This window comes from Ideonella sp. B508-1 (assembly GCF_000333615.1).
Classification (GTDB): domain Bacteria; phylum Pseudomonadota; class Gammaproteobacteria; order Burkholderiales; family Burkholderiaceae_C; genus Ideonella.
In genome coordinates, this window is record NZ_BADL01000059.1 from 1 (window position 1) to 4683 (window position 4683).

Consider the following 4683-nt stretch of genomic DNA (forward strand, 5'->3'; position numbering starts at 1 on the left):
CACCGTGGTGCCGGTGTTGCTGTCCTGGCCGGGCATCGCCCTGGATGCCGAGAACGCGATGGGGGAGACGCCGCTGATGATGGCAGCGCTCAAGGGGCGGGTGGAGGTGATGAACACCCTCATCCAACGCGGAGCCCGCATCAACAAAACGGGTTGGACGCCTCTGCATTACGCTGCCGCGGGCCCCAGCCTCGACGCTGTGGAACTGCTGCTGGCCCATGACGCCGCGCTGGAGGCCATCGCCCCCAATGGCAACACCCCGCTGATGATGGCGGCGGGCTACGGCGCCATCGACAGCGCCCGTCTGCTGCTGCGCCGCGGGGCCGATGCCCGGCCGCGCAACAAGGGCGGGCGCGACGCGGCCGACCTGGCCAAGGCCGCCGACCGCCTGGGTCTGGCCCAGGAGCTGCACGACGCGGCAACAGCAGCGCGCTGAGCAACAAACCGACACATCTGTCGGACAAATTCCGACATAGCGCTTGTCTGCCGGCCGACTTCTTCGAAAAGGCGTGCTTGCCTACAGTTCATTCCATGGTCACCAACCGGCGGCCAACCACGGAGAGAACACCATGCGCCATCAAGAAGTCATCGCGAATCCCTTCCTGATGCTGACCCAGCCGGACTCGATCCTGGCTGCGGTGGAGCGCTCGGAGCGTCTGGGGCACCTGAAGCGCCGCGTGTGCCGTCCGCTGGACCGCCCGCTGATCCCCAAGATCAACCAGGCCGAGCTGAGCGCCTACGACGACGCGATCGACAGCGAAGTCGAGGTGGACCTGCCCGACGACGAGCAAGCCTGACATCAAGCTGCCCCGTGCCCTCAGCCAGGGCGCCGGGTCAGCCGCAGGGACAGCACCCGGTAGCGGGCCGGCAGTCCCTCCGGGGTGCGAAAGCGCTCCATGGCCGCCATCCAGGCCTGCACGGCCCGGCGTCCCCCCAGCCCAGCGCGTGCAGGCTGCATGTGGTGGGCGCCCACGCCTTTGATGGCATTGGCCAGGCTGCGAATGTCAGGGTGGTGATCCACCTCGTCCACGCAGCTTTGCCAGTCCACCGACCACAGCGCTGCGTCCACCTGGGCCAGCAGCGCCTGGGCCGACGGAAAGCGGTGCACATGGTCCAGGTTGTCCACTGTGGCCCAGGCTTGGGCCAGTTCTTGCAGCGTTCCCTCGGCCAGGGTGTTCAGCAGCACCGTGCTACCGGGTTTCAGCACACGGTGAATTTCGGCCAAGGCCGCTGAAAAACTGTCGCACCACTGCAGCGCCAGGCTGGAATAGACCAGGTCAACGCTGGCATCGCCCAGGGGCATGTGCTCGGCGGGCGCGCAAATCCATTCGAAACGGTCGCCCCATTGCGCCCGGGCCTGCGCCAGCATGCCCGAGGCCAGATCCAACCCGATCACCCGAGCCTGCGGATGGGCCTGCTGCAGCGCCGGCAGGCAGTAGCCGGTGCCGCACCCCAGGTCCAGCACGGTGCGCACCGACCCGGGCGCCGCTGCAGGCAGCCGCTCCAGCAATTGAAACGCCAGCCGGCGCTGGAGGAGGGCGCGTTGCTCGTAGGCCGTGGCGGCCTTGCTGAAGGCCTGGGCCACACGGCTTTGCAGGGTGGGGCGCCGCAACTGCTGCCACAGCGCATCGACCACCTGGGCCAGCGCCGGGGCATGGGTCAGGGGCAGGGCGTGCGGGGCATCGGCCAGCACCGACACCTCGCCAGGACGGCCCGTGAGCGAGGCGATGGCCTGGGCGCACGCCACGGGCAGCACAGCGTCCCCTCCCGCCAGAACATGGCGCACCGGAATCGGCGAGGTGCCGAGCGCCTGACGCAGGTCCAGGCGCGCCAACCAATCCAGTTCGGCACGCAGGGTGGAACTGTCCGGTGCCGGCTGCTGGGCATGGGTTTGCAGCCACTTCAGCTGCTGGCGCAACTCGCCACTGGCACAGCCTTTCAGTTCCAGGCCGGCGAAGCGGCGCAGCGTGCCGGCGGCGTCGTCCGCGCCTGCGCAGACCGCGTCGAAGAGTTCCTGCGGAACCCCCGCAGGCCAATCGGCCGCCGCCAGGAACTTGGGTGACGCGGCGACCGTGACCACGCCGGACACCATCCGAGGGGCGGCACGGGCTGCCGCCGCCAGGGCCAGCATGCCACCCAGGGACCAGCCCACCCAGATCGCGCCGACCGGCGCCGACCTCAGAAGCTCGTCGATGACGACGTCCAGATCGTCATCGCTGGCAGGAGACTCACCACAGCCCGGCAGATCAACGGCATGAAGAGCAAACCGATCGCCGAGGACCTCGGCCAGAGGCCGCCAGATCTGGGCGTTGGACGCGAAACCATGGACACAAAACAAAGCGGGCAACCCAGGGTTGCCCATGACGTGCACCTTCAATGCCATGGGGCTAGTGTGCCCGAAGTCCAGGGGCGGGCCTCGGGGAGGGCGTTCAGGCCTGTGCGTCGTTGATACGATCGATGCCGCGCTGAATTGCAGGCCTTGCCCACCATGTCGCTTTCCACCCTTGTCCGCGCCGCGCTTGCGATCGGGTTCCTGCTGGCCGGCGTCGCCCGGGCTGCCGGCCCGCAGACGGTTTACTTTCCCAGCGCGGACGGCAAGACCGAACTGGTCGGCTACCTGTACTCGCCCGGCAGCGGCACCCACCCGGCGGTGGTGCTGCTGCACGGTCGCGCCGGCCCGTACTCCAGCCATGTCAACGCCGAGTGCACGACGGTGGCACGCGGCGTCTCATCGCCCTGCAGCGCAGCGACCTTGTCCAAGCGGCACCAGATGTGGGCCGAGTACTGGGTCGGTCACGGCTACGCGGCGCTGCTGGTCGACAGCTTCGGCCCGCGCGGGCGCGCCCACGGCTTCGGCCGTGGCACGCACGATGACCCCGCACGCGAGGCTGTCAACGAGCGGAGCGTGCGGCCGCTTGACGCCGAGGGGGCACTTGCCTGGTTGGTTGTGCAGCCCGGCGTGAACCCCAGCCGCGTGATGCTCCAGGGCTGGAGCAACGGTGGCAGCACGGTGCTCAACACCGTGCACCGCCAGGCCGAGGCCGGCCGCAAGTCGCCGCGCTTTCGCGCTGCGCTGGCGTTCTATCCGGGCTGCGGCCCGAAGGCGCTGCTGGCGCGCAAGCTGCGGTCCGACCTGCCTCTGCTGATGCTGCTGGGCTCGAACGACGAGGAGGTGAACCCATCGACCTGCCGCGAGGTCGCCGAGCGCTCCACGCCCGCCGTGCCGGTGCAGTGGTACGACGGCGCGACGCACGACTTTGACGATCCGGGCAAAACACGCCAGGGCGTGCCGGCCAACCGGAGCGCGCAGGCCGATGCGCTGCGGCGCGCGTCCGCGTTCTTCGATGCCGCGCCTTGATCCGACAGCAAGCCACCTCGATGTTCGCACCCGGGAGCGCAGGTCTGAGAACGGCCCTCATCTGGTGGTGTGTAGATGCACGACAATGTATATTATGTAAAATAGATTAGGAACGCATTGTATGCGATGGGCAACCATGCCATGGGCTGTTCGCCATCTCTCCTGCGCCTCACGCCAGCTGCCAGTCGGTAGCGGGGTTTTGCAGACCTTCCCTAGTCCCGGGGAGAACTCTCAGTCGTAGGCGAGCGACTCACGATGGCGTCCAATGCACCCTTCCCTCGCGGCAAAGGTCGTCAGGGGCGCGGCGTGCCCTGTCGGCGTGATGCCCTCGGAGGGCGGCCTGGCCGATCAATCATGCTGATCGAGCAACAGTTCAGTTTCCCATCCCTCCCAAGAGCCTGGCAGCGAGCGGATGAGCCGGATATGCGCCAGTTGGCGCGTGCAGGGCACCAACGTGCGAGCGCCGATCGGTACCAGCGGCGCTACCATGCGGGGACTGATCATCCATGTCGATGATCACCGGCCTCGGTCTCGAGCTGGCTTATCACAGTAGAGAAAATATTGATGATCGATCTGATTTGGGGGACGGCCAAAGACAAGCCTGAGGCGTCCAAAGCCCTTGCTGAACAAATCGCTGCGCTCACCGAGCTCACTGGCTACCTCTACATCGGCTACCCAGTCATGGGCTCGCCTACAGGACCGGTGAAGTTCGATGCGCTTCTGGTGTCTGAAGATGTCGGCTTGATTGCATTCGATCTTGTTGAGGGTACTGACCTCGCTGACTACAAGGATCGGCAGGACGCGATTGCTTCCATGCTGGAAGTCAAGCTCAAGCCCTACGCCGAATTGAAGCGAGGGCGTTCACTGAAGTTCGATGTGAATGTAGTGACCTTTGCGCCAGCTAAGGCCGTTGTGCCTGACAGTGAGGGCGAATATTTCGTCAGCAATCTGCAGAACTTTGCAGAGACCGTCAACGAATTCGAGTGGAACGAAGGCGCTGATACATTTAAGAAGTTACTCGCCGCTATTCAGGTGGTGACATCCATTCGCGCGGGAAAGGCAAAACGTGAACCTCGTAAATTTGATTCGCGCGGGGCGCGCCTCAAAAAGATCGAGGGATCGATCGCAAATCTTGATCAGCGACAATCTCAGGCAGTTATTGAGACAGTCGAGGGCATTCAGCGAATTCGTGGCTTGGCAGGCTCAGGTAAGACTATTATTCTGGCACTCAAAGTTGCATATCTCCATGCTCAAAACGAAGACTGGAAGATCGCCGTCACCTTTAATACCCGATCGCTTAAAGATCAATTTAAACGACTGATCAA

The 4683-nt window shown here is 65.2% G+C and carries 4 protein-coding genes and 1 pseudogene; 4 read left to right on the forward strand and 1 reads right to left on the reverse strand.

All coding sequences use genetic code 11. The features are described from left to right. Both I73_RS02770 and I73_RS25585 read left to right on the forward strand, forming a co-directional pair. Positions 1 to 436: ankyrin repeat domain-containing protein (locus tag I73_RS02770; RefSeq protein WP_022979225.1), on the forward strand; the 436-nt coding region annotated here is incomplete at its 5' end. A 133-nt stretch (positions 437 to 569) separates the two neighbouring features. Beyond that, positions 570 to 797 carry a hypothetical protein gene (locus I73_RS25585; protein WP_022979226.1) on the forward strand — a complete coding sequence of 76 codons (228 nt, stop codon included), beginning with the start codon at positions 570 to 572 and terminating at the stop codon, positions 795 to 797. A gap of 20 nt (positions 798 to 817) precedes the next feature. Here I73_RS25585 and bioC read toward each other — a convergent pair whose 3' ends face one another. Next, a complete protein-coding gene (gene bioC, locus I73_RS30650; RefSeq protein ID WP_083876512.1) occupies positions 818 to 2383 on the reverse strand; it encodes a malonyl-ACP O-methyltransferase BioC in 1566 nt (521 codons plus the stop codon). A 105-nt stretch (positions 2384 to 2488) separates the two neighbouring features. Here bioC and I73_RS02785 point away from each other — a divergent pair, with 105 nt between their 5' ends. Further along, the gene (locus tag I73_RS02785; protein WP_026096237.1) at positions 2489 to 3358 is read left to right on the forward strand and encodes a dienelactone hydrolase family protein; all 870 of its coding nucleotides are present in this window, start codon (positions 2489 to 2491) and stop codon (positions 3356 to 3358) included. 564 nt (positions 3359 to 3922) lie between these two features. Beyond that, positions 3923 to 4683 (forward strand): annotated as a pseudogene (locus I73_RS32270) (helicase); the annotation flags it as partial.

Bases quoted from the DNA above. Each gene is read 5' to 3' on its own strand.
- I73_RS25585 (WP_022979226.1), top strand. From the start codon at position 570: ATGCGCCATCAAGAAGTCATCGCGAATCCCTTCCTGATGCTGACCCAG.
- bioC (WP_083876512.1), bottom strand. From the start codon at position 2,383: ATGGCATTGAAGGTGCACGTCATGGGCAACCCTGGGTTGCCCGCTTTG.
- I73_RS02785 (WP_026096237.1), top strand. From the start codon at position 2,489: ATGTCGCTTTCCACCCTTGTCCGCGCCGCGCTTGCGATCGGGTTCCTG.